General features: G+C 71.7%; 22 protein-coding genes and 1 pseudogene. 9 read left to right on the top strand and 14 right to left on the bottom strand.

Annotated features, from left to right (window positions below; all coding sequences use genetic code 11):
* Positions 1 to 2 precede the first annotated feature (2 nt).
* Genes ACFQZ6_RS21160 through ACFQZ6_RS21125 form a run of 8 tightly spaced genes read right to left on the bottom strand, consistent with a single transcriptional unit; the run spans position 3 to position 6,931 of the window.
* Positions 3 to 1,997 carry an NADH-quinone oxidoreductase subunit 5 family protein gene (locus ACFQZ6_RS21160; RefSeq protein ID WP_381611438.1) on the bottom strand — a complete coding sequence of 665 codons (1,995 nt, stop codon included), beginning with the start codon at positions 1,995 to 1,997 and terminating at the stop codon, positions 3 to 5.
* Positions 1,994 to 2,392 carry an NADH-quinone oxidoreductase subunit NuoK gene (gene nuoK / locus ACFQZ6_RS21155; protein WP_381611437.1) on the bottom strand — a complete coding sequence of 133 codons (399 nt, stop codon included), beginning with the start codon at positions 2,390 to 2,392 and terminating at the stop codon, positions 1,994 to 1,996. Before nuoK ends, ACFQZ6_RS21160 begins: the two co-directional genes overlap by 4 nt.
* Positions 2,392 to 3,150, bottom strand: coding sequence for an NADH-quinone oxidoreductase subunit J family protein (locus tag ACFQZ6_RS21150; protein WP_381611435.1), 759 nt, complete (start codon positions 3,148 to 3,150; stop codon positions 2,392 to 2,394). The genes nuoK and ACFQZ6_RS21150 overlap by 1 nt, the downstream gene beginning before the upstream one ends.
* Positions 3,147 to 3,827, bottom strand: a complete 681-nt coding sequence (locus tag ACFQZ6_RS21145; RefSeq protein ID WP_381611434.1) for a 4Fe-4S binding protein — start codon at positions 3,825 to 3,827, stop codon at positions 3,147 to 3,149. The genes ACFQZ6_RS21150 and ACFQZ6_RS21145 overlap by 4 nt, the downstream gene beginning before the upstream one ends.
* Complete coding sequence (locus ACFQZ6_RS21140) at positions 3,827 to 4,795, bottom strand: complex I subunit 1/NuoH family protein (RefSeq protein WP_381611432.1); 969 nt, start codon at positions 4,793 to 4,795, stop codon at positions 3,827 to 3,829. The genes ACFQZ6_RS21145 and ACFQZ6_RS21140 overlap by 1 nt, the downstream gene beginning before the upstream one ends.
* A complete protein-coding gene (locus ACFQZ6_RS21135; RefSeq protein WP_381611431.1) occupies positions 4,792 to 5,913 on the bottom strand; it encodes an NADH-quinone oxidoreductase subunit C in 1,122 nt (373 codons plus the stop codon). Before ACFQZ6_RS21135 ends, ACFQZ6_RS21140 begins: the two co-directional genes overlap by 4 nt.
* Complete coding sequence (locus ACFQZ6_RS21130; RefSeq protein ID WP_381611429.1) at positions 5,910 to 6,545, bottom strand: NADH-quinone oxidoreductase subunit B; 636 nt, start codon at positions 6,543 to 6,545, stop codon at positions 5,910 to 5,912. Before ACFQZ6_RS21130 ends, ACFQZ6_RS21135 begins: the two co-directional genes overlap by 4 nt.
* On the bottom strand, positions 6,536 to 6,931 hold the full coding sequence (locus tag ACFQZ6_RS21125) for an NADH-quinone oxidoreductase subunit A (RefSeq protein ID WP_381611428.1): 396 nt from the start codon (positions 6,929 to 6,931) through the stop codon (positions 6,536 to 6,538). The genes ACFQZ6_RS21130 and ACFQZ6_RS21125 overlap by 10 nt, the downstream gene beginning before the upstream one ends.
* A gap of 213 nt (positions 6,932 to 7,144) precedes the next feature.
* Here ACFQZ6_RS21125 and ACFQZ6_RS21120 point away from each other — a divergent pair, with 213 nt between their 5' ends.
* The 5 genes and pseudogenes from ACFQZ6_RS21120 to ACFQZ6_RS21100 all read left to right on the top strand — a co-directional run bounded on the left by ACFQZ6_RS21120 (position 7,145) and on the right by ACFQZ6_RS21100 (position 13,913).
* Positions 7,145 to 8,341: a sensor histidine kinase gene (locus ACFQZ6_RS21120; RefSeq protein ID WP_381611426.1), complete on the top strand. Its 1,197-nt coding sequence runs from the start codon at positions 7,145 to 7,147 to the stop codon at positions 8,339 to 8,341.
* 162 nt (positions 8,342 to 8,503) lie between these two features.
* Positions 8,504 to 9,858 (top strand): annotated as a pseudogene (locus ACFQZ6_RS21115) (sensor histidine kinase).
* A 225-nt stretch (positions 9,859 to 10,083) separates the two neighbouring features.
* Positions 10,084 to 10,755 carry a LuxR C-terminal-related transcriptional regulator gene (locus ACFQZ6_RS21110; protein ID WP_381611424.1) on the top strand — a complete coding sequence of 224 codons (672 nt, stop codon included), beginning with the start codon at positions 10,084 to 10,086 and terminating at the stop codon, positions 10,753 to 10,755.
* 184 nt (positions 10,756 to 10,939) lie between these two features.
* Positions 10,940 to 12,871 carry a 2-oxoacid:acceptor oxidoreductase subunit alpha gene (locus ACFQZ6_RS21105; protein WP_381611422.1) on the top strand — a complete coding sequence of 644 codons (1,932 nt, stop codon included), beginning with the start codon at positions 10,940 to 10,942 and terminating at the stop codon, positions 12,869 to 12,871.
* Positions 12,864 to 13,913: a 2-oxoacid:ferredoxin oxidoreductase subunit beta gene (locus ACFQZ6_RS21100; protein ID WP_381611421.1), complete on the top strand. Its 1,050-nt coding sequence runs from the start codon at positions 12,864 to 12,866 to the stop codon at positions 13,911 to 13,913. The genes ACFQZ6_RS21105 and ACFQZ6_RS21100 overlap by 8 nt, the downstream gene beginning before the upstream one ends.
* A 40-nt stretch (positions 13,914 to 13,953) precedes the next feature.
* On the opposite strand, the gene ACFQZ6_RS21095 is transcribed toward ACFQZ6_RS21100, so the two are convergent.
* Positions 13,954 to 14,394 (bottom strand): winged helix-turn-helix transcriptional regulator, encoded by a 441-nt coding sequence (locus ACFQZ6_RS21095; protein ID WP_381611419.1) that lies wholly within the window; start codon positions 14,392 to 14,394, stop codon positions 13,954 to 13,956.
* A 93-nt stretch (positions 14,395 to 14,487) separates the two neighbouring features.
* Here ACFQZ6_RS21095 and ACFQZ6_RS21090 point away from each other — a divergent pair, with 93 nt between their 5' ends.
* From ACFQZ6_RS21090 to ACFQZ6_RS21080, 3 genes are all read left to right on the top strand, one after another.
* Positions 14,488 to 15,342 carry an SDR family oxidoreductase gene (locus ACFQZ6_RS21090; RefSeq protein WP_381611417.1) on the top strand — a complete coding sequence of 285 codons (855 nt, stop codon included), beginning with the start codon at positions 14,488 to 14,490 and terminating at the stop codon, positions 15,340 to 15,342.
* Between the two features lie 113 nt (positions 15,343 to 15,455).
* Positions 15,456 to 16,448 (top strand): EamA family transporter RarD, encoded by a 993-nt coding sequence (gene rarD, locus ACFQZ6_RS21085; RefSeq protein ID WP_381611415.1) that lies wholly within the window; start codon positions 15,456 to 15,458, stop codon positions 16,446 to 16,448.
* 22 nt (positions 16,449 to 16,470) lie between these two features.
* The gene (locus tag ACFQZ6_RS21080) at positions 16,471 to 16,938 is read left to right on the top strand and encodes a VOC family protein (RefSeq protein WP_381611413.1); all 468 of its coding nucleotides are present in this window, start codon (positions 16,471 to 16,473) and stop codon (positions 16,936 to 16,938) included.
* 36 nt (positions 16,939 to 16,974) lie between these two features.
* Here ACFQZ6_RS21080 and ACFQZ6_RS21075 read toward each other — a convergent pair whose 3' ends face one another.
* The gene (locus ACFQZ6_RS21075) at positions 16,975 to 18,171 is read right to left on the bottom strand and encodes a tetratricopeptide repeat protein (protein ID WP_381611411.1); all 1,197 of its coding nucleotides are present in this window, start codon (positions 18,169 to 18,171) and stop codon (positions 16,975 to 16,977) included.
* A gap of 190 nt (positions 18,172 to 18,361) precedes the next feature.
* Here ACFQZ6_RS21075 and ACFQZ6_RS21070 point away from each other — a divergent pair, with 190 nt between their 5' ends.
* The gene (locus ACFQZ6_RS21070) at positions 18,362 to 18,943 is read left to right on the top strand and encodes a flavodoxin family protein (RefSeq protein WP_381611409.1); all 582 of its coding nucleotides are present in this window, start codon (positions 18,362 to 18,364) and stop codon (positions 18,941 to 18,943) included.
* A gap of 23 nt (positions 18,944 to 18,966) precedes the next feature.
* Here ACFQZ6_RS21070 and ACFQZ6_RS21065 read toward each other — a convergent pair whose 3' ends face one another.
* The 4 genes from ACFQZ6_RS21065 to ACFQZ6_RS21050 form a co-directional block, all read right to left on the bottom strand.
* Positions 18,967 to 19,926, bottom strand: coding sequence for an ABC transporter permease (locus ACFQZ6_RS21065; RefSeq protein ID WP_381611407.1), 960 nt, complete (start codon positions 19,924 to 19,926; stop codon positions 18,967 to 18,969).
* On the bottom strand, positions 19,913 to 20,953 hold the full coding sequence (locus tag ACFQZ6_RS21060; protein ID WP_381611405.1) for an ATP-binding cassette domain-containing protein: 1,041 nt from the start codon (positions 20,951 to 20,953) through the stop codon (positions 19,913 to 19,915). The genes ACFQZ6_RS21065 and ACFQZ6_RS21060 overlap by 14 nt, the downstream gene beginning before the upstream one ends.
* A 31-nt stretch (positions 20,954 to 20,984) precedes the next feature.
* Positions 20,985 to 22,268 (bottom strand): LolA family protein, encoded by a 1,284-nt coding sequence (locus ACFQZ6_RS21055; RefSeq protein WP_381611403.1) that lies wholly within the window; start codon positions 22,266 to 22,268, stop codon positions 20,985 to 20,987.
* Positions 22,269 to 22,662: 394 nt separating this feature from the next.
* Positions 22,663 to 23,673, bottom strand: a complete 1,011-nt coding sequence (locus ACFQZ6_RS21050; protein WP_381611401.1) for a polyprenyl synthetase family protein — start codon at positions 23,671 to 23,673, stop codon at positions 22,663 to 22,665.
* Between the last annotated feature and the right edge of the window lie 294 nt (positions 23,674 to 23,967).

Genomic DNA, 23,967 nt, shown 5'->3' with positions numbered 1-23,967 from the left:
GCTCACGCTCCCGTGGCGACGAGGACGACGGCGACCGCGAGGACGACGGTGCCGGCGAGCAGCGCGCTCACATAGGTCTGCACATTGCCGGTCTGGGCCCGGCGTACGCCCGCGCCCAGCAGGCGGGGCAGGGCGCCCGCGCCTCGTACGTAGGTGTCGACGACCTCACGGTCCAGGAAGCGGACGAGACGCGCCGCGCCCCGCACCGGGCGGACGAACAGCGCCTCGTACACGGCGTCCAGGTGGAAGCCGAGGGCCGCGTGGCGGTGCAGCGGGCCGAGGAGGAGCCGTCCGGGGTCCGCCGGGTCGGGGGCGGAGGCCACGTCGCCGTAGGCCGGTGTGTGGGTGGCGATGGCCTCGGACTCCACGAGTCCGGCGTCGCCCTCCGGGTGCGCGGCGACCGCGCCGAGCGGTGCCTGGGCCGTGAGCGCGGTGGTGTGCCGCCAGGCCGCGTAGGTGACGATGCCGCCGACCAGGGCGACACCGGTGCCGAGCACGGAGGTGGTGAGGGTCGGTGCCAGGTCACCGCCGTCGAACCAGTCGGGCAGCACGCGGAAAGCGAGACCGCCCACGGCGAGGGACGGCACGGCGAGCACCCACAGCACCGCCGTCATGGCGAGCGGCTGCCTGCCGTGGTCCGGGGCCTCGGTGCCCTGACCGCGGAAGGCGAGCAGCCACAGCCGGGTGGCGTAGGCGGCGGTGACCAGCGCGGTGAGCAGTCCGGCGACGAGGACGATCCAGCCCGCGGCGCCGGGGGCGTGCTCGGTGTGACCGGCGGAGACGTGCTCGGCGGCGCCGAGGACGGACTCCTTGGAGAAGAAGCCGCTGAACGGCGGGATCGCGGCGAGCGCGAGCAGCGCCACGGTCATCGTCCAGTAGGCGTCGGGCACGCGGTCGCGCAGGCCCCGCATCCGGGACATGGCGGCGAGCGAGTTGGTGCCCGCCGCGTGGATGATCACGCCCGCCGCGAGGAACAGCAGCGCCTTGAAGGCGCCGTGGGTGAGGAGGTGGAAGACGGCGGCCGACCGGTCGCCGACGGCGAGGGCACCGCTCATGTAGCCGAGCTGGCCGATCGTCGAGTAGGCGAGGACGCGCTTGATGTCGTCCTGGGCGAGGGCGGCGAGCGCCGAACCGGCCATCGTGACGGCGGCCATGACGGCGAGGACGACCATCGCGGCCGAGGAGGCCTCGAAGACCGGAAGGAGGCGGGCGATGAAGTAGACACCGGCGGCGACCATCGTCGCGGCGTGGATCAGCGCGGAGACGGGCGTGGGGCCCGCCATCGCGTCGGGGAGCCAGGTGTGCAGCGGGAACTGCGCCGACTTGCCCGCCACGCCCGCGAGGAGCAGCAGGGCGATCAGGGTCGGGTGGTCGAGGCCGCCGTTCGCGACGGTGCCGAGGACCTGGGTGACGCGGAACGACCCGGCGTCGGTGGCGAGCGCGAACAGGCCGATCAGGAAGGGGACGTCACCGAGTTTGGTCACCAGGAACGCCTTGAGGGAGGCGGCGCGGGCCTCCGGGGTCTCCCAGTAGTGGCCGACGAGGAAGTAGGAGCAGATGCCCATGACTTCCCAGCCGACCAGCAGGACCATCAGGTCGCCCGAGTAGACGACCAGCAGCATCGCGGAGGTGAACAGGGAGACGAGAGCGGCGTACGAGGGGTAGCGCGGGTCGTCGCGCAGGTAGCCCGTCGAGTAGATCTGCACGCAGGAGGCGACCAGGCCGACGAGTACGGCGACGAGGGCGGCGAAGCCGTCGATGTGCAGGGCGAGTTCGATCGGGACCGAGCCGGTGGGTGTCAGCTCGGTGGCGGCGTCGACGGCGCGGTCGCCGCCCTGGCGCACGGCGACCAACACGGCGAGGACGAGCGCGGTGACGGTCGGCAGGACGGCGATGGGACGGACGAAGCCGGGAGCGGTGCGGCCCAGGAGCAGTCCGGCCGCGGCGCCGAGGAAGGGAAGGAGGGGGACGAGGACGGCGAGGGTGGTCGTGGTCACGCGGTGGCCTCAGCCTTCTCGGTCCGCGCGGGCCGCCCGGCCGCGCCGGGGTCGTGGTCGGGGCCGTCGGTCCCGCGGCCCTCGGCGGTGTCGCGGAGCTTGTCGATGTCCGAGGTGCCGCGGTTCCGGTACACCGCGAGGACGATCGCCAGGCCGATGCCGATCTCGGCGGCGGCGATGGCGATGGTGAACAGGGTCAGTGCCTGGCCGGAGTGCAGGGTCTCCTCGGCGGTCCTGCTGAGCCAGACGTCGAAGGCGACGAGGTTCAGGTTGACGGCGTTGAGCATCAGCTCGACCGACATCAGGACCAGGATCGCGTTGCGGCGCGCGAGGACTCCGTACAGGCCCGTGCAGAACAGGAGGGCGGAGAGCACGGCGGGATAGGCGAGGTGCATCAGCGGGCGCCTTCCTTCTCGTCGGCCGCGGAAGGTGTGGGGGGCGTGGTGGGTGCGGTGGCCGTCGAGGTGGCGTCGGTGGCCGGGTCGGCGCCGGGTGCGCCCGGTGCGGGGTTCGCGGCCGAGGGGAGGCTCGCGCCGGGCGCGGGGCTCGCGCCGGGCGCGGGGCTCGCGTCGGCCTTCGCCTTGCGGGACAGGACGATCGCGCCGACCAGGGCAGCGAGGAGGAGGACGGAGAGGGCCTCGAAGGGGAGGACCCAGTTCTGGAAGAGGCTCGCGCCGGTGACCTCGGTGGAACCGGCGGCGGGGCCGTCCAGGTCGATCCAGGTGGTGCGGAAGGCGTCGACGACGACCCAGACCAGGGCGGCGGCTGCGGCGACAGCCACGGTGAGGGCGGCCCAGCGGTTGCCGGAGTCGGCGTCCGGGGAGCGGCCGATGGGGGCCTTGGTGAGCATCAGACCGAACAGGAGGAGGACGACGACGGAACCGACGTAGATGAGGACCTGCACCCAGGCGATGAACTCGGCGGTGAGCAGGAGGTACTCGACGGCGAGGCCGCCGAGGGCCACCACCAGCCAGAGGGCGGCGTGCACCAGTTGCCGGGTGGTGACGGTGACGAGCGCGGCGCCGAAGGTGACCAGGCCGACGAGGAGGAAGGCGATCTCGACGCCGGTCGGGGAGAGGAAGCCGTGGGAGTCGGCGGCGGTCACGGTCGTGGCGTGGGCGGCCAGGTGGCCCGCGGTAGCGGCGAGGGTCATTCCCGGCCCTCCTGGCGTGGCTGGTCGGTCTGCTGCGGGGAGTCGCCCGCGGGGCGGGTGGGGCCTTCGGCGGCGCGGGACTGCTCGTCGGCGTGGGGCTGCCCCTCGGCGGAGTCCGTGGGAGCGGAGGCCGCACCGGTGCCTGTGGGCTCCTGCTGGGCCGCCAGCTTCTCCGCGGTCTTGCGGGCCGCGGCGAGTTCCTTCGGTTCCTCCGCCGACGGGTCGAGGGCGGGTGGGGCCGGGACCGTCCACATCCACTCGCGGAGCTTGTCGCGTTCGTGGGTGAGGTCGCGGATGTCGGTCTCGGCGTACTCGAACTCGGGTGACCAGAACAGCGCGTCGAAAGGACAGACCTCGATGCAGATACCGCAGTACATGCACAGGGAGAAGTCGATGGCGAAACGGTCGAGGACGTTGCGGCTGCGCTCACGGCCACCGGGGGCCGCCGCCGGGATCGTCTCCTTGTGGGAGTCGATGTAGATGCACCAGTCGGGGCACTCGCGGGCGCAGAGCATACAGACCGTGCAGTTCTCCTCGAACAGGCCGATCACCCCGCGCGTGCGGGGCGGGAGGTCGGGCTGTACGTCCGGGTACTGCTCGGTGACCGACTTCCTGGTCATCGTGCGGAGGGTGACGGCCAGGCCCTTGGCGAGGCCGGAGCCAGGGATGGGGGCCATTAGGAGATCACCACCTTGACGACGCCGGTGAGGGCGATCTGGGCGAGGGAGAGGGGGACGAGGAGGGTCCAGGAGAGCTTCTGGAGCTGGTCCTCGCGCAGGCGCGGGTAGGTGACGCGCAGCCAGATGACGAGGAAGGCGAGGACGGCCGTCTTGAGCAGGGTCCACACCCAGCCCAGGCCGTCGGCGCCCCAGGGGCCGTGCCAGCCGCCCAGGAACAGGACGGTCGTCAGTCCGCAGAGGACGACGATCCCGGCGTACTCGGCGAGGAGGAAGAGGGCGAACCGCAGACCGGTGTACTCGGTGTACGCGCCGAAGATGATCTCCGAGTCGGCCACCGGCATGTCGAAGGGCGGTCGCTGGAGTTCGGCGAGACCGGCGACGAAGAAGACGATCGCGCCGACGATCTGCCAGGGCAGCCACCACCACTCGAAGGCGTCGAGGATGCCGGGGAGGGATACGGTTCCCGCCGCCATGGCCACCGAGGCGGCGGTGAGCAGCATGGGGAGTTCGTAGGCGAGCAGTTGGGCGGCGGTGCGCAGACCGCCGAGGAGGGAGAACTTGTTGGCGGAGGCCCACCCGGCCATGAGGGAGCCGAGGACGCCCACGCCCATCACGGCCAGCACGAAGAAGACGCCCGCGTCGACGACCTCACCGACGGCGCCCTCCCCGGGGCCGATCGGGATGGCGAGCAGGACGAGGAGGTACGGGAGGAGGGCCACGGCGGGGGCGAGCTGGAAGATGCGGCGGTCCGCGCCCGCGGGGACCACGTCCTCCTTCTGCGCGAACTTCACGCCGTCCGCGACGAGCTGGGCCCAGCCGTGGAAGCCACCGGCGTACATCGGGCCGAGGCGGCCCTGCATGTGCGCCATCACCTTGTGCTCGGTCTGGCCGATGAGCAGCGGGAAGGTGAGGAAGACGGCGAAGACGACCAGGAGTCGCAGGGCGACGTCCAGCGCGTCGTTCACTGCGGGCCTCCTGAGGGGTCTTCGGGTGTCGTCGGGTCGTCAGCGGAAGTGGTCGGCTCTTCGAGGGGTGCGTCCTTGGGCGGCGTCGGCGGGGTCGGCGGCGTCGGCTCGTCCTTCGGTTCCTCGAAGGCCGGGCGGGCGTGGTGCCAAGGGGCGTCGGGGCTGCGGGGTGCGGTGCCCGTGCCGGGAGTGGCTTCCGGGGCGGGCGGAGGCGTCGGTTCCGCGGGGGCCGCGCTCTCCGTGGCGCCCGGCCGCTGGCTGGCCGACCCCTCGCTCGCGCTGCGGGCGCGCCGGGCACGGGCGGGAGCGGCGGGACCCTCCGCACCGACTCCCCCGGCTCCCCCGGCTCCCCCGACGCCCCCGGCTGCATCGGCTCCCCCGGCCGCACCGGCTCCCCCGGCCGCACCGACTCCCCCGGCCGCCCCCGCTGGCCCGGTCGCCTGGGTGGCCGACCCCTCCGACGCGGTGCGCGTCCGCCGGGCCGGGCGTTCGCCGGGTGTGCGGGTGCCGCGGGCCGGGCGGGACGGGGCCGGGGGGAGCTGGCCCTTCTGGGGGCCCCACTCGTTGGGGTCGGGGACGCCCGGCGGGAGCATCTGGCGGCGCTTGGGGCCGCCGTGCGCCGAACCCGCCGCAGGCTCCCCCGGCTCCTTCGCGCCGGGCCATGCCTTCGCCACGCGGGCGGCGAGGACGAAGTCCTTGCGCAGGGGGTGGCCCTCGAAGGTCTCCGGGAGGAGGAGGTGGTCGAGGCCGGGGTGGCCCTCGAAGGTGACGCCGAACATCTCGTGGGTCTCGCGCTCGTGCCAGGCGGCGCCCGCGTAGACGTCGACGGCGGAGGGCAGGGCGGGCGCCTCGTGCGGGACGGTCGTGCGCAGCAGCAGCCGTCGTACGGGGGCGAGGGCGACGACGTGGGCGGCGACGCGGAAGCCGGTGCCGGGTTCGTCGACCGCGCTCAGCCAGTCGAAGTAGGTGCAGCCGAGCCGGTCGCGTGCCGTCGTCAGGGCGGTGAGCCAGGACGCGGGCGGTACGTCGACGGTGAGGACCTCGTAGGACTCCTCGGCCGTGGCCTCCGTACCGAAGAGTTCCTCGGCGGGGGCGGGCAGCCAGCCGACGCCGGTCATCCCCGCACCTCCGGACCGTCCCCGGGACCGGGACGCCGCTCTGCGTGCTCCGGGCCGCGCACCAGGCCGCTCTGGAGGGCCGCCGTCGAGGGACGGGCGGCGGCGCCGTCGCCGTAGCGCTCGCCGAGCGACTCGCGGGCGATCTTCTCCTGGAGCTTGAGGATGCCCTGGAGGAGCGCCTCGGGGCGGGGCGGGCAGCCGGGGACGTAGACGTCGACGGGGATGATCTGGTCGACGCCCTTCGTCACCGAGTACGAGTCCCAGTACGGGCCGCCGCAGTTGGAGCAGGCGCCGAAGGAGATGACGTACTTGGGCTCGGGCATCTGCTCGTAGAGCCGCTTCACGGCGGGCGCCATCTTGTCGGTGACCGTGCCGGAGACGACCATCAGGTCGGCCTGGCGCGGCCCCGGCGCGAAGGGGATGACGCCGAGGCGGATGAAGTCGTGGCGGGCCATCGACGCGGCGATGAACTCGATGGCGCAGCAGGCGAGGCCGAAGTTGAAGACCCAGAGCGAGTAGCGGCGGCCCCAGTTCAGGACGACCTTCATCGGCTCGGGGGCGAGCCGGGAGAGCACGCCCAGCCGCTTGGGTTCGGGGAGCGGCACCGGTGCGGCGGCGGGGGTCACGTCCATGCCAGGACGCCCTTCTTGTAGGCGTACAGCAGGCCCACGGCCAGGAAGCCGAGGAAGAGGAACATCTCCACGAGGGTCGTCGCGCCGTAGCCGGGGGCGGCGAAGACCGTGGCCCAGGGGAAGAGGAAGATCGAGTCGACCGCGAAGATCACGTACAGGAAGGCGTAGACGTAGTAGCGGACCTGGGTGTGGGCCCAGCCCTCGCCGACGGGGTCGACACCGCACTCGTAGGTGAGCAGCTTCTCCGGGGTGGGGACCACCGGCCGCAGCAGCCGCCCCGCGCCGAAGGCCACGGCGACGAAGAGCACGCCGACGACGGCCAGCAGCCCGACGACCGAGTACGACTGGAAGTAGTCCGCCGCCACCACGACGGTCGGTTCCCGCACGTCCGTCCCTCGCTCCCTGCCATGTGCCCGGTGACCTGGTGTGAGTCTAGGCCCTGTTAAAGAGACGGTAAGCAGCCCGTCGCACCTTGAGATGCAGGTGAGATGTGCGGGGGAGGTGTGGGGCGGCCGGGCGGTGGGGTGGGGTTATCCCCCGGTGCGTCGCGGCGGTCCACCTCATGGCGTCGCGGCCGGGCAGACGGCACGCTGATCCGTATGACCGAACGCCTTCCGTCCGCGCGCCGAGACCGGTACGCCGCCGACGACCGACCGCCCCCGGCCCGGTTCGCCTACGGTGCCCACACCTGGAAGGAGATCGCGCATCTCCTGGCGAACTTCCCGATGGCGCTGATCGGGTTCGTCTACACGGTGACGGTGCTGTTCACCAGCGCTTTCCTGACCCTCACCGTCATAGGCTTCCCGCTGCTCGCGGCAGGTCTGATGGGGGCCAGGCAGCTCGGCAAGCTGGAGCGGGCCAGGGCCAGGGCGCTGCTCGGGGTGCGGATCGACGAGCCGAGCCCGCTGCCGTTGCGCAGCACGCGGAACGGCGTCTTCGCCCAACTGTGGATGGCGCTGAAGGACCCGGTGGGCTGGCGGACGGTGCTGTACGACTTCATCCGGCTGCCGTGGGGCATCGTCACGTTCACCGTGACGTTGGTCTCGCTGTTCGTGCTGTGGCCGGTGCTGCCGTTCATCGCGCGAGGGCTGACCAACGCGGACCGGGCGATGGTGCGCGGGCTGCTGTCGCCGTCCGACGAGCTGGAGCGGCGGATCGCGGAGCTGGAGTCGGACCGGGGGGTCGTCGTCGACACGGCGGCGGCCGACCTGCGCCGTATCGAGCGTGATCTGCACGACGGCGCGCAGGCCCGGCTGGTCAACCTGGCGATGGGGCTCGGTCTGGCGAAGGAGAAGCTGCTGGACGGGCAGGCCGACGAGCAGGTGGCGGCCATGGTGGAGGAGGCGCACGGCGAGGTGAAGCTGGCGCTCCAGGAGCTGCGGGACCTGGCGCGCGGCATCCACCCGGCCGTCCTGACCGACCGCGGTCTGGACGCGGCACTGTCCTCGGTGGCCACGCGCTGCACGGTGCCGGTGAAGGTGACGGTCGACCTGGTGGCGCGACCGGCGGAGGCCATCGAGGGCATCGCCTACTTCACCGTCTCCGAACTCCTCCAGAACGTCAGCAAGCACAGCGGGGCGAAGTCCGCCTCCGTCGAGGTGTGGCGGTCGGACGACCGGCTGCTGATCCAGGTCGGCGACGACGGCCGGGGCGGCGCCAGCCTCGACGGCGGCACGGGGATGCGCGGGCTGGCGGAGCGGCTGGACGCCGTCGACGGGCTGTTCGTCGTCGACTCGCCGGCGGGCGGACCGACGACGGTCACCGCCGAACTGCCCTGGCGGGACCGGCAGCGGTAGCGGCCGACGGCCGGGGTAGGGAAAACCCCCCGTTCAGGACGCCGACGGACTCCATGGTCCCGGCGCCCCGGGCCGAGCAGGCTGGAGACACGGCGCACGGCACGGCCAACGGACGAGCAGGACGACCAGGACGACCAGGACGACCAGGACGGGACGACAGGGATGAGCACCGTGGACACCATGGACTACCGGCACGAGTACGGGTACGGCTACCCGAGCGGGCCCGGCGACCGCCGCCACCGGCTCCCCGCCCCGCTGCGGGCGCCGTTCGAGGCCCGGCACTGGGCCGAGCTGGCGTATGTGCTGCTCGGCCTGCCGATGGCCGTACTGATGTTCACCTACGCGGTGACGATGGTGTCCCTCGGCGTGGGCCTGCTGGTGACCTTCCTCGGCGTGCCGGTGCTGGCGGCGGCCCTCGCGGGGTGCCGGGCGTTCGGGTCGGTGGAGCGGGGGCTGGCGCGCGGCCTGCTCGGTCTCGACGTGGCCCCGCCGGAGCCGCTGCGGATGCGCGGGAACGGCGCGATGGCGTGGATGGGCGCCATGCTGCGCAGCGGCGCGTCATGGCGGCACCTGCTGTACGCGGTGCTGCGGCTGCCGTGGTCGGTGTTCTCCTTCTCCGTCGCGATCAGCTTCTTCGCCTACGGCTGGGCGATGCTGACGTACCCGCTGTGGTTCTGGGTCTTCCCGCTGTACGGCAGCCAGGACGGGCTCCAGCTCTACGGCGACGAGACGCACGGCTTCTACCTGGACAACCCCTTCGAGATCACCGTCACGGCGGGCGTCGGACTGCTGGTCACGCTGGCCACGCCGTGGATCGTGCGGGCGCTGACGATGGTGGACCGGGTGCTGGTGCACGGGCTGCTCGGCCCGTCGCGGCTGGCCTCGCGCGTGGTGGAGCTGGAGTCGGACCGGGGGGTCGTCGTCGACACGGCCGCCGCCGACCTGCGCCGGATCGAGCGTGACCTGCACGACGGCGCGCAGGCCGCCTGGTGAACCTGGCGATGGACCTCGGCCTGGCGAAGGAGAAGCTGGCGGAGGACCCGCAGGCGGCGGCGCGCATGGTGGACGAGGCGCACGGCGAGGTGAAGACGGCGCTCCAGGAACTGCGGGACCTGGCGCGCGGCATCCACCCGGCCGTGCTCACCGACCGTGGTCTGGACGCGGCGCTGTCCTCGGTGGCCTCGCGCTGCACGGTGCCGGTGGCGGTGGACGTGGACCTCGCCGAGCGGCCCGCGCCCGCCATTGAGGGCATCGCCTACTTCACCGTCTCCGAACTCCTCCAGAACATCAGCAAGCACGCGCGGGCGACCCGGGCGACCGTGGACGTGTGGCGGTCGGAGAGCCGACTGATGCTCCAGGTCACCGATGACGGCGTGGGTGGCGCCGACACCACCGCCGGGTCCGGTCTCGCCGGGCTCGCCGAGCGGCTGGACGCCGTGGACGGCATCCTCGTCGTCGACTCCCCGGCGGGCGGCCCGACCCGGGTGACGGCGGAGCTGCCGTGGCGGCAGGCGTGAAACACGAGAATCCACGAGGACCGAGGGAGCGCACCGCCACACGTGATCGAATTTGATCGAGTCCCGCTCAAGCCTTCATCCTGTTCTGGGCTGATCTGAACCGACTCGTTCCGATCCCTCTTCCCCCACTCCGGGCGCCCCCGAGCCCGAAGACTGGAATGCTTGACTGTCGAACGGGCCGTACAGGGTGTACGGCCCGAACGGGCTGTGGGGGGCCGAGGGATCGTGGAGGACAGGGTGCGGGTGGTCATCGCGGAGGACTCGGTACTGCTCCGGGAGGGCCTGACCCGGTTGCTGACCGACCGCGGGCACGAGGTCGTCGCCGGGGTGGGGGACGCCGAGGCCCTGATCAAGACGATCACCGAGCTGGACGCGGAGAACGCCCTGCCGGACGTCGTGGTCGCGGACGTACGGATGCCGCCCACCCACACCGACGAGGGCGTCCGGGCCGCCGTACGACTGCGCAAGGCGCATCCGGGGCTCGGGGTGCTGGTGCTGTCGCAGTACGTGGAGGAGCGCTACGCCACCGAACTGCTGGCCGGTTCCAGCCGGGGCGTCGGCTATCTGCTGAAGGACCGGGTCGCCGAGGTCCGCGAGTTCGTGGACGCGGTGGTGCGGGTGGCGCAGGGCGGTACGGCGCTGGACCCCGAGGTGGTCGCGCAGTTGCTGGGGCGCTCCCGCAAGCAGGACGTGCTCGCCGGACTCACCCCGCGCGAGCGTGAGGTGCTCGGTCTGATGGCCGAGGGACGGACCAACTCCGCGATCGCGCGGCAGCTCGTCGTCAGCGACGGGGCCGTCGAGAAGCACGTGAGCAACATCTTCCTCAAACTCGGGCTGTCCCAGAGCGAGGGGGACCACCGACGGGTCCTCGCGGTCCTCACCTACCTGAATTCCTGACCCCGGTGTCCGGGCGCGGGCGTACGGCTCCACACGGCACCCGGTGCCACCGGAGCGCCGACCCGCGACTACTGACTCGTGCGAATGACCAACGGAAGCCGCCCTCGGCGGACGTAGGGTTGATTTCGGGAGGGTCTGTGGGAAGGCCACTCCCCGACACTCGCCTCGAAGGAGGTCCAGTTCAGTGACCAGCCAGGTCAGCAGCCCAGCGGAGCAGACCGACGGAGCCGTCGTAGGAGAGCAGCGCAGGGCGGACGGGGCCAAGACCGTCCGCCGCCTGGACCGGGTGATCATCAGGTTCGCGGGGGACTCGGGTGACGGTATGCAGCTCACCGGGGACCGGTTCACCTCGGAGACGGCGTCGTTCGGGAACGACCTGTCGACCCTGCCGAACTTCCCGGCCGAGATCCGGGCGCCCGCGGGCACCCTGCCCGGTGTGTCGTCGTTCCAGTTGCACTTCGCCGACCACGACATCCTCACGCCCGGCGACGCGCCGAACGTGCTGGTGGCGATGAACCCGGCCGCGCTCAAGGCGAACATCGCGGATCTGCCGCGCGGCGCGGAGATCATCGTGAACACGGACGAGTTCACCAAGCGGGCGATGCAGAAGGTCGGCTACGCGGCGAACCCGTTGGAGGACGGTTCGCTGGACGGCTACCACCTGCACCCGGTGCCGCTGACGACGCTGACGGTGGAGGCGCTGAAGGACTTCGACCTCTCCCGCAAGGAGGCCGAGCGCAGCAAGAACATGTTCGCGCTGGGGCTGCTGAGCTGGATGTACCACCGGCCCACGGAGGGCACGGAGACCTTCCTGAAGACGAAGTTCGCCAAGAAGCCGGAGATCGCGGCGGCGAACATCGCCGCGTTCCGGGCGGGCTGGAACTTCGGGGAGACGACCGAGGACTTCGCGGTCTCCTACGAGGTGGCTCCGGCGCAGCAGGCGTTCCCGACGGGGACGTATCGCAACATCTCCGGGAACCTGGCGCTGTCGTACGGCCTGGTCGCCGCGTCCCGGCAGGCGGATCTGCCGCTGTTCCTGGGCTCGTACCCGATCACCCCGGCCTCGGACATCCTGCACGAGCTGAGCAAGCACAAGAACTTCGGCGTCCGCACCTTCCAGGCGGAGGACGAGATCGCGGGCATCGGCGCGGCGCTGGGCGCGGCCTTCGGCGGCTCGCTGGCCGTCACGACCACCTCCGGTCCCGGTGTCGCGCTCAAGAGCGAGACCATCGGACTGGCCGTCTCCCTCGAACTGCCGCTGCTGGTCATCGACATCCAGCGCGGCGGCCCCTCCACGGGCCTGCCGACCAAGACCGAGCAGGCGGACCTGCTCCAGGCGATGTTCGGCCGCAACGGTGAGGCGCCGGTTCCGGTCCTCGCCCCGCGCACCCCGGCCGACTGCTTCGACACCGCCCTGGAAGCCGCCCGGATCGCGCTGACCTACCGCACCCCGGTGATGCTGCTGTCCGACGGCTACCTCGCCAACGGCTCCGAACCCTGGCGCATCCCCGAGCTGGAGGAACTCCCCGATCTGCGGGTGCGGTTCGCGCAGGGTCCGAACCACACCCTGGAGGACGGCACCGAGGTCTTCTGGCCCTACAAACGCGACCCGCACACCCTCGCCCGCCCGTGGGCGATTCCGGGCACGCCGGGCCTTGAGCACCGCATCGGCGGGATCGAGAAGCAGGACGGCACCGGGAACATCTCCTACGACCCCGCCAACCACGACTTCATGGTCCGCACCCGGCAGGCCAAGATCGACGGCGTCGACGTCCCCGACGTCGAGGTCGACGACCCCACCGGCACCGCGCGCACGCTCGTGCTGGGCTGGGGATCCACGTACGGGCCGATCACCGCGGCGGTCCGAAGACTGCGCACCGCGGGTGAGGAGATCGCGCAGGCCCATCTGCGCCACCTCAACCCGTTCCCGCCCAACCTGGGCACGGTCCTCGCCGCCTACGACCGGGTGGTGATCCCCGAGATGAACCTCGGCCAGCTTGCCACCCTCGTCCGCGCGAAGTACCTGGTCGACGCCCGCTCCTACAACCAGGTCAACGGGATGCCGTTCAAGGCCGAACAGCTCGCCACGGCACTGAAGGAGGTCATCAATGACTGAGGCGCTGCACCTGGTGCCCAAGGCAGAGGCCACGCAGTCCATGAAGGACTTCAAGTCCGACCAGGAAGTGCGCTGGTGCCCGGGCTGCGGCGACTACGCCATCCTCGCCGCCGTCCAGGGCTTCATGCCCCAGCTCGGCCTGGCGAAGGAGAACATCGTCTTCGTCTCCGGCATCGGCTGCTCCTCCCGCTTCCCGTACTACATGAACACCTACGGGATGCACTCCATCCACGGCCGCGCCCCCGCCATCGCCACCGGACTTGCCGCCTCCCGCCGCGACCTGTCCGTGTGGGTGGTCACCGGCGACGGCGACGCCCTCTCCATCGGCGGCAACCACCTCATCCACGCCCTGCGCCGCAACGTCAACCTGAAGATCCTGCTGTTCAACAACCGCATCTACGGCCTGACCAAGGGCCAGTACTCGCCCACCTCCGAGGTCGGCAAGATCACCAAGTCGACGCCGATGGGCTCCCTGGACGCCCCCTTCAACCCCGTCTCCCTCGCGCTGGGCGCGGAGGCGTCGTTCGTCGCCCGCACCCTCGACTCCGACCGGAGGCACCTCACCGACGTACTGCGGCAGGCCGCCGACCACCCGGGCACGGCACTGATCGAGATCTACCAGAACTGCAACATCTTCAACGACGGCGCCTTCGACGCGCTGAAGGACAAGCAGCAGGCCCAGGAGGCGGTGATCCGCCTGGAACACGGCCAGCCCATCCGCTTCGGCGCCGACCAGGCCAAGGGCGTGGTGCGGGATGCGGCGAGCGGGGAGCTGAAGGTGGTCACCGTGACGCCGGAGAACGAGCACCAGGTCCTCGTGCACGACGCGCACGCGGCCTCGGCGACGACCGCGTTCGCGCTGTCCCGGCTCGCCGACCCCGACACCCTGCACCACACCCCCATCGGCGTCCTGCGCTCCGTCACCCGCCCCGTCTACGACGACCTCATGGCCGACCAGCTCGACCAGGCCGTCGAACAGCGCGGCAAGGGCGACCTCGCCGCCCTCCTCGCCGGCGGCGACACCTGGACCGTCGTGGGCTGACGACCTACGTGCGTTCCCCGGGGCCCGGTCGGCCCGTCGATCAGTTGTTCGACGCCGACCGGGCCTCGTCGTGTGCCGTACGGGCCCCGTCGTGTGCCGTACGGGTCTCGTCGCGTGCGGCGCGGGTCTCGTCGTACGCCTCGCGGGCCCTGGTGACCTCGGTCATCCGCCGCTCGGTCCACAGGGCGAGCGCCCGTACCTGTTCGGCGGCCTCGCGGCCGAGGTCGGTGAGGGAGTAGTCGACGCGGGGCGGGATGACGGGCCGGGCGTCGCGGTGCACGAAGCCGTCGCGCTCCAGGGTCTGGAGCGTCTGGGTGAGCATCTTCTCGCTGACCCTGCCGATCGCCCGGCGCAGCTCGCTGAACCGGTACGGGCGCTCCAGCAGCCGGATCAGCACTAGGACGCCCCAGCGACTGGTGACGTGCTCCAGCACCAGACGGTGGGGGCACTCCGGGGGACTCTCCGCAACGCTTACTTTCACGTCGGTACCTTACCTCAAAGTGGGTACTTTCCAGAAGTTAGCGCTTCCTTTAGCGTTAGTGAGCAGGTCCCCCACAAGGAGAGCGCGGAAATCATGAGCATCGTCGTCACCGGAGCCACCGGCCACCTCGGCCGCCACGTCATCGAGCAGTTGCTGCAGAAGGTCCCGGCCGACCAGGTCACCGCCGTCGTCCGCGACCAGGAGAAGGCGGCCGACCTCGCCGCCCGGGGCGTCCGGCTCGCCGTCGCCGACTACAACGCCCCCGAGACCCTCGACGGCGTGTTCGGCGCCGGTGACAAGGTGCTGCTCATCTCCGGCAGCGAGGTCGACAAGGACCGCGTCGGCCAGCACAAGGCCGTGATCGACGCCGCCCGGGCGGCCGGTGTCGCGCTCCTCGCCTACACCAGCGCCCCGGGCTCCCTCACCGCCGCGCTCGCCGACGACCACCGCGCCACGGAGGAGGTCCTGACCTCGTCCGGACTGCCGTACGTGCTGCTGCGCAACGGCTGGTACCACGAGAACTACACCGAGAACCTCGCCCCCGTCCTCGCCCACGACGCCGTCGTCGCCGCGGCTGGTGAGGGCCGGGTCGCCTCCGCCGCCCGCGCCGACTACGCCGCTGCCGCCGTCGCCGTACTGACCGGCGAGGGTCACGAGAACCGGACGTACGAGCTGGGCGGCGACGTGGCGTGGAGCTTCGCCGAGTACGCGGCCGAGCTGTCCCGGCAGACGGGCCGGGAGATCGTCTACAACGCCGTCTCCGGCGAGGCCCTCGTCGGCATCCTGACCGGCGCCGGGCTGCCGGAAGGCTTCGCCTCGGTGCTGGCCGGGGTGGACGCGTCCATCGAGAAGGGCGAGCTGGCGGTCGTCAGCGGCGACCTCTCCCGGTTGGCCGGACGGCCTACGACGCCGATCAGCGAGGCGATCGCCGAGGCGCTCAAGGGCTGATCCCTGAGGGTCACATCCCGTGCTGTCATGACCGTATGGCGATACGGCCATGACAGCACGGGACCGTGGGCGCTACCTTCGTCCGAACGAGTGACGTACGAAGGAGGGCGGCCGTGGCCGAGAAGTCCAGGGGCGAGCAGCGCATAGGCCTGCTGAACGGCTTCGCGGCCTATGGGATGTGGGGCCTCGTCCCCCTCTTCTGGCCGCTGCTGAAGCCCGCCGGGGCGATCGAGATCCTCGCCCACCGGATGGTGTGGTCGCTGGCCGTCGTCGCCGTCGCGCTGCTGGTCATACGACGCTGGGGCTGGGCCCGCGAACTGCTCCGGCAGCCGCGCCGCCTCGGCCTCGTCGCGGTCGCCGCGGCCGTCATCACCGTCAACTGGGGCCTCTACATCTGGGCCGTGAACACCGGCCACGTCGTCGAGGCGTCCCTCGGATACTTCATCAACCCCCTGGTCACCATCGCGATGGGCGTCCTGCTGCTGAAGGAGCGGCTGCGGCCCGTGCAGTGGGCGGCGGTCGGGATCGGCTTCGCCGCCGTCCTCGTCCTGTCCGTCGGCTACGGGCGTCCGCCGTGGATCTCCCTCGCCCTCGCCTTCTCCTTCGCCATCTACGGCCTGGTGAAGAAGAAGGTGAACCTCGGCGGCGTGGAGTCGCTGGCCGCCGAGACCGCGATCCAGTTCCTGCCCGCGCTCGGCTATCTGCTGTGGCTGACCTCGCGGGGCGACTCCACCTTCAGCACCGACGGCGCCGGGCACGCTGCCCTGCTCGCCGCGACCGGCCTGGTCACCGCCGCGCCGCTGGTCTGCTTCGGCGCCGCCGCGATCCGGGTGCCGCTCTCCACGCTGGGGCTGCTGCAGTACCTGGCCCCGGTCTTCCAGTTCCTGCTCGGCATCTTCTACTTCCACGAGGCCATGCCGCCCGAGCGCTGGGCCGGGTTCACCCTGGTCTGGCTGGCCCTGACCCTGCTGACCTGGGACGCCTGGCGCACGATACGACGCTCCCGGCCGCGCCCGCTGGAGGAGCTGGCCCGGGTGTCGCCCGAGGGCGGGCGGGAGCGGCGGGAGCTGCCGGAGCGGCGGGAGCGGGACGCGGTCGGTCAGTGAGCCAGCGCATATAACTGGTCCCATGACACAGACGCCCGCCACCCCGGTGCACTGGAAGCTCGTCATCGACGCCGCCGACCCGCACGCGCAGGCCGACTTCTGGGCCGCCGCCCTCGGCTACGAGGTCGAGGACAACAGCGCGTTGATCGAGAGGCTCCTCGGCTTCGACGCCGTACCCGCCGAACTCACCGTCGAGTCCCACGGGCGGCGCGCCTGGCGGGACCTGATCGCCGTACGGCATCCGGACGACCCCTACGACGAGGAGAGCGGCACGGGGCTGGGGCGCCGACTGCTCTTCCAGCGCGTACCCGAGCCCAAGACCGGCAAGAACCGGCTCCACCTCGACCTGCATCCCGGCGGCGATCGGCGTGCGGACGAGGTGGCGCGGCTGCGAGGGCTGGGGGCGAGCGTGCTGCGGGAGGTCAAGGAGGCGGGCGGCGAGTGGGTCGTGATGCGGGATCCGGAGGGGAACGAGTTCTGCGTGCACTAGGCGTGCCGGGTCTGACCTGGTCGTGCCGGGCCCGCCCTAGGACGGGGCGTGGGTGTCCTCGGCTCGGCGGGCGCGTTCCGCGAGGCGGACCATGCGGGTGCGGGCCGTCTCCAACTGCTCGGCGTCCTCGGCGGCCACGCCCCCCGCGGCGGTGAGTTGGGTCCACAGGTCGATCAGGTCCCGCCCGAGGGCCAGGCCCAGCTCCGGGTCGCGCACCGCACGCCAGGCGGTGGCCGCGCTCTGGACGTTGCCGTAGGCCGCCTCCGCGTCCCGGGTGCGGTGGTGGTGGACGCCCGCCAGCTCCAGGGAGAGCCGGAAGGCGCGGACCGGGTCGCCCGCCAGGTAGGCGACGTAGGCGGCCAGCTCGCAGAGCCGGAGCACTTCCGGGTGCTCCGGGCCCAGCGCGCCGGACGCCTCCCCCAGCGCCCGTTCCGCCAGCTCCGCCGCCGTCTCTATCTGGCCCGACTTCACCGCGTCGCCGATCCGCGTCATGGCGGCGGACGCGGCGGACGCGGTGTTCGCTGACGGGCCGTCGTCATCACCGAGGATCGCCTCGGCCACGGCGTCGAAGCCCCGGGGCGGGGTGGGCTTGGTGTCGGAGACGGGGGCGGGCTTCGTTGGGGCGGGCTCCGCCTGGGCGGGCTTCGTTGGGGCGGGGGCAGCGGGCGGCGCCGGGGGCGGCTGACGACGCCCTCCACCGATCGCGTACGGCCCCACCTCCGGGAAACTGCCCTCGGCAGCGGAATCCGACCTCGGAGCCATCACCGGCGGGGGCCCGAACTGCCCCAGCGGCACGGAAGGTACGGCGGGCGCGGAAGGGACGGAGGACGCGGACGGTACGGCAGGCGCGGACGGCGCCGCAGGCGCGGACGGCGCCGCAGGCGCGGACGGCGCCGCAGGCGCGGACGGCGCGGCACGCACCGCCGCTGGCGCCGAGACCTCGGACGGCACCCCCCGCGGCGTCTCGACCGGCTCCCCGGTGAAGCGGCTGGAGCCGTCCGGGTTCACCTGGAGCGGGACGACGTACCCGATCCGCTCGTCATGGACCGTCGCCAGAACGGGGCCCTGGCTGGCGCGGGCCATGCGCCGCAGGTGGCGCAGTACCGCCTGCTGGGGCTCCTCCCCCTCCCCGGCGACCACGGGCACGCCCCCGACGGTCGTGCGGCCCCCGTCGGCGCCGGACACCCGGACCTCGATCGGTTCCTGTCGCTGATCGCGGCTGGGTACGGACATCGGTTCCTCACTCGGTTACGCCCATCGTCGTACTGTCGAGTCTCTCCGCGATCCCCCCATGCACACGTCACCGCGCCGTCACAGCCTCGTCCCAAGCAACGGGCGCCCCCTCCCCTTGCCCAAGATTGCTTGCGTACGCATATAATGCAGATGCGTTTTATGACCGCACGCTGGCTATTCAGGAGGACCCATGAGCCGCCGCCGTTTCCTGTTCGTCCTGGGCAGCAGCCGGAGCGAGGGCAACACCGAGCTGCTGGCCCGCCGCGCCGCCGAACAGCTCCCCGCGGACGTCGAGCAGGAGTGGATCTCCCTGGCCGACCACCCGCTGCCCGACTTCGTCGACCTCCGCCACGACGCCGACCACGAGCGCCCCACCCGGGGCGAGGTCGCGCTGCTGCTCGACGCCACCCTCGCGGCGACGGACATCGTGATCGCCTCCCCGCTGTACTGGTACTCCGTCTCCGGCCACACCAAGCGCTACCTCGACTACTGGTCGGGCTGGCTGCGCACCCCCGGTCTCGACTTCAAGGCCACGATGGCCGGGCGCACCCTCTGGGGCGTCACCGCGCTGTCGGACGACGAGCCCGTCGTCGCGGACCCGCTGATCGGCACGCTCAACAACTCGGCCGCGTACATGAAGATGCGCTTCGGCGGGGTCCTCCTCGGCAACGGCAGCAAGCCGGGTGACGTACTGAACGACACCGAGGCGCTGACCCGCGCGAAGACGTTCTTCTCGGCCGAGGCGCCCCTCGCCCGCTTCCCCCAGCCCTGACGCCCTCGGGCCCGCAGCCCCTCTTACGCCGTGATGTCCTTCGCCGTGAACCGCGCCCAGGCCGCCGAGCCGAACACCGCCGCGTACAGGCCCTGGAGGCCGAGGTTCTTCACCAGGTCGTCCCAGTACACGGGTTCGCGCATCAGGTCGGCGAAGGACAGCCAGTAGTGGGAGAAGAAGTACGGCTGGAGGGCGTCGAGCTGGGGTATCTGGTCCAGGATCTGGATGGTGATCAGCAGTCCGACGGTCGTCGCCATCGCGGCGATGCCGCTGTTGGTCAGCGTGGAGACGAACAGGCCGAGCGCCGCGACGCCTATCAGGGAGGCGGCGACGACCAGGGCGATCAGCAACGCCCGCAACAGGCCCTCGCCGAAGCTGATCCGGGTGCCGGAGATGGTGGTCAGCTCACCGAGGGGGAAGAGCAACGCGCCGACCGTGAGCGCCGACAGCGCGACCACGAGCGTGGCCGCCAGGCAGAAGGTGATCACGGTGGCGTACTTGGTGAGCAGCAGCCGGGTGCGGCCCGCCGGGGCGACGAGCAGATAGCGCAGCGTCCCGGCGTTGGCCTCACCGGCGACCGCGTCGCCCGCGACGACGCCGATGGCCATCGGCAGGAAGAAGGGCAGCGTCGCCGCCAGCGCCGTGAACACCAGGAACAGCCCGTTGTTGGTGATCTGCGCGATGAACGCGGGCCCTTCACCGCCCTCGCCGCCCCCTCCGCCCACGGAGGAACCGTCACTCGTCTCGATCTTCACGGCGACCCCGACGAGGATCGGCACGGCGGCGAGCACCCCCAGCAGCGCCAGGGTGCGCCAGCGCCGGAAGGTGGTGAGGAGTTCGCTGCGGAAGAGGCCGAACGTCCACAGCACGCCGGGCTTGCGCGGCCCGGACGTCGTACGGCTGCCCGGAACGGACCCGGAGTCGGTGACGCCGACGGCACCGGCGGCCACCCGCACGCCCTGCCCCGCTTCAGCCCGCGACATCGAATCCCTCCCCCGTCAGCGCCACGAACGCGTCCTCCAACGAGGCACGTTCCACTCCGAAACCGCGGACCCGTACCCCCATCTCGACCAACGCGGCAGTGAGGTCCGCGAGTTCCCCGTCCGGTGCCTCTCCCGTCACCCGGCCGTCGTCCGTGACCACGACGTCGCCGACGCCCCGCTCCTTCAGCACCCGGGCCGCCTCCGCCGCGTCCGGCGTGGTCACCACCAGCCGTCCCCGGGTGCCCGCCGCCAGGTCGGAGACCGTGCCCTGGGTGATCAACCGGCCCTGCGCCATGACCGCGGCGTGCGTGCACACCTGCTCGATCTCGTCGAGGAGGTGCGAGGACAGGAACACCGTCGTGCCCTCGGCCGCCAACTCCCTGATCAGGGCGCGGATCTCCCTCATGCCCTGCGGGTCGAGGCCGTTGGTCGGCTCGTCGAGGACGAGCAGTCTGCGCGGCTGGAGCAGCGCCGCCGCGAGGCCGAGCCGCTGCTTCATCCCCAGGGAGTACGCCTTGGCCTTCTTCCCGGCCGCCGCCGCCAGCCCCACCCGCTCCAGCGCCGCCTCGACGCGGCTCCGCCGGGTGCGCGGGTCGGCGGTCGGGTCCGCGGCGTCGTACCGGGTGAGGTTCTCCCGGCCGGACAGGAAGCCGTACAGCGCGGGGCCCTCGATGAGGGCGCCGACGTGCGGCAGCACGGTGCGCGAGGCGCGGGGCATGGGCTGCCCCAGCACCCGCGCCGCGCCCGACGTCGGGGCGATCAGGCCCATCAACATGCGGATGGTGGTGGTCTTTCCCGAACCGTTGGGACCGAGGAAGCCGAAGACGCTGCCCGCCGGGACGGTCAGGTCGAGACCGTCCACGGCGAGCTGCCCGCCGCGGTAGCGCTTGGTGAGGGCGCGGGTGTGGATGACGGCGCCGTCCTCCAAGGCACTCGTAGCGTCCGTGGCACTCGTAGCGTCCGTGGCACTCGTAGCGTCCAAGGCACTCGTAGCGTCCGTGACACTCGTGGTGGACGGTTCACCCATCGGCTTCTCGGCTCCCTCGGTCGGCCTGCGGCTACTTCCCGGACTCGGCCGCCTTGACCAGCGCGTCCTTCGTCACGGCACCCACGTATACCTTGCCGTCGTCCGTGATCAGGGCGTTGACCAGGCGCGTCTTGAAGACCGTGCCCGAGCCGAAGTCGCCCTTCACCTCGTCGCCGAGGGAGTCGAGGAAGCCACCGATGTCCCCGCCGACCTCGGCGCCGGAGGGTATGCCCTCGCCGCCGGTGTCGAGGACGGCGACGGCGTTCCAGCCCTCACCGATGACGACCGGGCCCTCGGCGTCCTTGCCGTGCTCCTTCAGGGCGTCCTCGTCGAGACCCTTGCCGAAGTCCTTGTCGAAGCCCTTGCCGAAGTCCTTGTCGAGGTCCTTGGAGAAGTCCCGCTCCTCCGCCCCCGGCGCGGCGCCCTCCTCGGTGACCTTCGCGCCCTTGGGCGGGGTGAAGTCGAAGGTCGACGCGGCGGGCCTGGCGTAGCTGATCTTGGTGAAGCCCGCGTCCACGACGGCGGCGCCACCGCTCGCGGGGGTCAGCGTGAACTTCAGCGGCAGGCCGGTCTTCGCGTCCACCGCCACCGTGATGGCGCCGACCGTGGACCCGGACTGCTTGGGCTTGATGAGCAGCTTGTACGTGTCCCGCCCGGCCACCCGCGCGGTCCCGTCGACGGTCACGGAGGTGGTGTCGTCGACCGCCTTCAGGGCCTCCTCGGTGAGGTCCTTGGGCGTGGCGGGGACGTCCTCGGTCCCCTTCTCCGCGTGGGCGCCGTCGGCCGCGGTGCCGTGGTAGACCTCGTTCGAGGCACTGTCGTAGCCCCAGACGTCGTCGCCGTTGTGGATCAGGCTGTACTCGGCGGCGTCCTCAAGGAGGGACAGCTTCTGCCGGTCCGGGCCGTCGGAGGCGACGCGCAGGGTGTGCGTGCCGGACACCAGCTCGGTGAGCTTGGCCGAGGGGTCGGCGCTGGAGCCCTCGCCGTCGCCCCGCCCGGCCATCCCGGAGGCCAGTCCGCTCTCCAGGTCGCCGAGGTCGGGCAGCCCCAGATCGGTGGTGATCTTCACCGTGCCGGAGAGCTGCTGCACGTCCGACTTGGCGATCTTCTCTATGAGTTCCTGTGCGCTGATCTTGGGGAGGTCCGGGCTGCCGGAGTCGGCGAGCGCCGGGACGAGCCCGATGGTCGCCGCGGCCACCCCCGTCACCGCGACCGGGACCACGTACCGCGCGGCCCTGCGCCGCGCCCCGCGCGCGTCGTCCTCCCGCGCGTCCCGCGCCGCGGTCGTGTTGTCGTCGGATGCGTACGGTGCCATGTCTGCCTTACCTCTCGCGTCGGCGGCGGCTGTCCGTCTCGTCACGTCCTGGTCGCGCTGTACCCCGAGCCGCCATTCTCACCCGAATTGGTGAGGAGTGGTGTTTTCCGTGGTGTCCATCTGACCAAATCGGCCCACGGGATACGTCACCCCACGGAGCCAACTCCGCGTACTGCTCGGGTATGACGCGAGACGCCCCCGTGTGCACCCACCCGTAGGGGTCCTGATCAGCTTTCAGACGCACTACGCCGACTGGAGGTACGCCTAGGGGAGCGCGGCAGGGGGACACGACGGACCGCCGCCACCCCCATGAGACGGATACGACACCTGCGAGCACCTCCGCCAGGCGGACGGGACACCCGCGGTCCCCCGCCAGGCGGACAGGACCCCGCGGTCACCCCGCCCGGTGCACCACCGCGTCGCACAGCTCGGTCAGCGCCGCCTTGGCGTCGCACTCCCGCAGCGGCAGCAGAGCCGCCCGCGCCTCCTCCGCGTACCGCACGGTGTCGCGCCGCGCCTGCTCCAGCGCGGGGTGGGCGCGCAGCGCCGTCAGGGCGCGCTGGTGCTGGTCGTCGTCGGTGAGGTCGGAGTCGAGCAGCTTGCACAGGGCGAGGTCCTCCTCCAGCCCCAGCCGGGCGGCGCGCTCCCGCAGCCGCAGCACGGGCAGGGTGGCGATGCCCTCGCGCAGGTCGGTGCCCGGCGTCTTGCCGGACTCGTGGGAGTCGGAGGCGATGTCCAGGACGTCGTCCGCGAGCTGGAAGGCGACGCCGAGCCGCTCGCCGTACTGGGTGAGGACGTCGATGACCGTCTCGTCGGCGCCGGACATCATCGCGCCGAACCGGCAGGCGACCGCGACCAGCGAGCCGGTCTTGCCGGAGAGGACGTCGAGGTAGTGGTCGACCGGGTCACGCCCGTCGGTGGGGCCCGCGGTCTCCAGGATCTGTCCGGTCACGAGCCGCTCGAACGCCTCGGCCTGCACCCGCACCGCCTCCGGACCGAGGTCGGCCAGGATGTGCGAGGCGCGGGCGAAGAGGAAGTCGCCCGTGAGGACCGCGACGGAGTTGCCCCAGCGGGTGTTCGCGCTCGGCACGCCGCGCCGTACCGCCGCCTCGTCCATCACGTCGTCGTGGTACAGCGTCGCCAGGTGGGTCAGCTCCACGACCACCGCGGAAGGCACGATTCCGGGCGCGTAGGGGTCGCCGAACTGAGCCGCGAGCATCACCAGCAGTGGCCGGAAACGCTTCCCGCCCGCCCGCACGAGGTGCTGGGCGGCGCCGGTGATGAAGGGGACCTCACTCTTGGTTGCCTCAAGCAACCCTTCCTCGACGGCCGCCAGCCCAGCCTGGACATCGGCCTCCAGGGCCTGGTCCCGCACGCTCAGCCCGAATGGCCCGACGACGGTCACGAGGGGTCTCCTGTCTGCTGGTGTCCACCGGCGATTACGCGGTTTGTCGATACGTCGCTGCCTTCACTCAAGTCAGCGTATCCGGTCATGTTTCGATCACCGAGGGCGCCCACCGTTGCGGCACGGGCGGTATCGGATCGCGGTCGGTATGTTTTTGATCATTCGATACGAGTGGATATGGGGGCTAAGTGAGTGAATGCAACGGGATGCACCTGAACGTGGCGCGCTGCGCCCCCTTGATCGCCATGATGGCATGAACACGCTTTCCCCCTCGGACACCTCCCCGGGTGGCCA

The sequence above is a fragment of the Streptomyces flavalbus genome, assembly GCF_042674625.1.
GTDB lineage: Bacteria > Actinomycetota > Actinomycetes > Streptomycetales > Streptomycetaceae > Streptomyces > Streptomyces flavalbus.
The sequence above is the reverse complement of the archived record's forward strand: the minus strand, read 5'-3'. Positions and strand labels throughout refer to the sequence as shown.

What these genes read in the sequence shown, in the direction of transcription:
- nuoK (WP_381611437.1), bottom strand. Translation starts at nt 2,392, where the DNA reads ATGCACCTCGCCTATCCCGCCGTGCTCTCCGCCCTCCTGTTCTGCACG.
- ACFQZ6_RS21150 (WP_381611435.1), bottom strand. Translation starts at nt 3,150, where the DNA reads ATGACCCTCGCCGCTACCGCGGGCCACCTGGCCGCCCACGCCACGACC.
- ACFQZ6_RS21145 (WP_381611434.1), bottom strand. Translation starts at nt 3,827, where the DNA reads ATGGCCCCCATCCCTGGCTCCGGCCTCGCCAAGGGCCTGGCCGTCACC.
- ACFQZ6_RS21135 (WP_381611431.1), bottom strand. Translation starts at nt 5,913, where the DNA reads ATGACCGGCGTCGGCTGGCTGCCCGCCCCCGCCGAGGAACTCTTCGGT.
- ACFQZ6_RS21130 (WP_381611429.1), bottom strand. Translation starts at nt 6,545, where the DNA reads ATGGACGTGACCCCCGCCGCCGCACCGGTGCCGCTCCCCGAACCCAAG.
- ACFQZ6_RS21120 (WP_381611426.1), top strand. Translation starts at nt 7,145, where the DNA reads ATGACCGAACGCCTTCCGTCCGCGCGCCGAGACCGGTACGCCGCCGAC.
- ACFQZ6_RS21100 (WP_381611421.1), top strand. Translation starts at nt 12,864, where the DNA reads ATGACTGAGGCGCTGCACCTGGTGCCCAAGGCAGAGGCCACGCAGTCC.
- ACFQZ6_RS21090 (WP_381611417.1), top strand. Translation starts at nt 14,488, where the DNA reads ATGAGCATCGTCGTCACCGGAGCCACCGGCCACCTCGGCCGCCACGTC.
- ACFQZ6_RS21080 (WP_381611413.1), top strand. Translation starts at nt 16,471, where the DNA reads ATGACACAGACGCCCGCCACCCCGGTGCACTGGAAGCTCGTCATCGAC.
- ACFQZ6_RS21075 (WP_381611411.1), bottom strand. Translation starts at nt 18,171, where the DNA reads ATGTCCGTACCCAGCCGCGATCAGCGACAGGAACCGATCGAGGTCCGG.
- ACFQZ6_RS21070 (WP_381611409.1), top strand. Translation starts at nt 18,362, where the DNA reads ATGAGCCGCCGCCGTTTCCTGTTCGTCCTGGGCAGCAGCCGGAGCGAG.
- ACFQZ6_RS21065 (WP_381611407.1), bottom strand. Translation starts at nt 19,926, where the DNA reads ATGTCGCGGGCTGAAGCGGGGCAGGGCGTGCGGGTGGCCGCCGGTGCC.
- ACFQZ6_RS21060 (WP_381611405.1), bottom strand. Translation starts at nt 20,953, where the DNA reads ATGGGTGAACCGTCCACCACGAGTGTCACGGACGCTACGAGTGCCTTG.
- ACFQZ6_RS21055 (WP_381611403.1), bottom strand. Translation starts at nt 22,268, where the DNA reads ATGGCACCGTACGCATCCGACGACAACACGACCGCGGCGCGGGACGCG.